The organism is Oleiphilus sp. HI0066 (assembly GCF_001635725.1).
On record NZ_LWFH01000616.1, the window covers coordinates 1 to 627 of the forward strand.

A 627-nucleotide genomic window follows, 5' to 3' on the forward strand; every position below is an offset into this window, starting at 1 on the left:
GAAGTTGAGTCAAAAGCTGAAGAACACTTATCGCTTGCGGTTCAACCTATTGTTGCCCAACCAAAAATAGGGCCTGCTGGTGATATTGTTGATCCCAACGCGCTAATGATTCCATAGTCAAAATTGTATTTAAGAAGCGGGCTTAAGCCCGCTTTTTTTATGTCTGTTTCGCTCTCTAGTTAGTCCTTATAAGAATTAAATTGTGAACTGTCTTAGCTTGTTCTTTTTTACTCTAAACATAACTTTGTAGAACTTAGATATCTCACCTACAGTTAAGTGAGTAACAAGTTTTCATGCGTTGAATTGATCTTGATGAATTTTCTATTTTTTGTTCTAGAACCGTGTATTCGGTTGTTGTCTGGAGACAAATGTTAATGGCGACAAGCAAACATTTACAGCCTGAGTTTCTCATTACTCCTGAAGCAATTATTGAGTCTGCAAAGGGCTTAACTTCTTTCTATGGTCCTTTAGAAACTATTACTGGCTCTAGTGACGATTTCTGGACTGAGCTTGAGCGCTTCTGTGTTGAGTTACTGCAATATCCTCAAGCTTTGGAAGCTCTCTCGCGAATCTATGCTAATTCGATACTAGATTTTGAAAGAGGCTTATTCTGCGGAATGTTTAGTG

The 627-nt window shown here is 38.3% G+C and carries 1 protein-coding gene; it reads left to right on the forward strand.

The window, feature by feature from the left end:
• Window positions 1-374: 374 nt before the first annotated feature.
• Window positions 375-627: hypothetical protein (locus A3738_RS07980; RefSeq protein ID WP_156504085.1), on the forward strand; the 253-nt coding region annotated here is incomplete at its 3' end.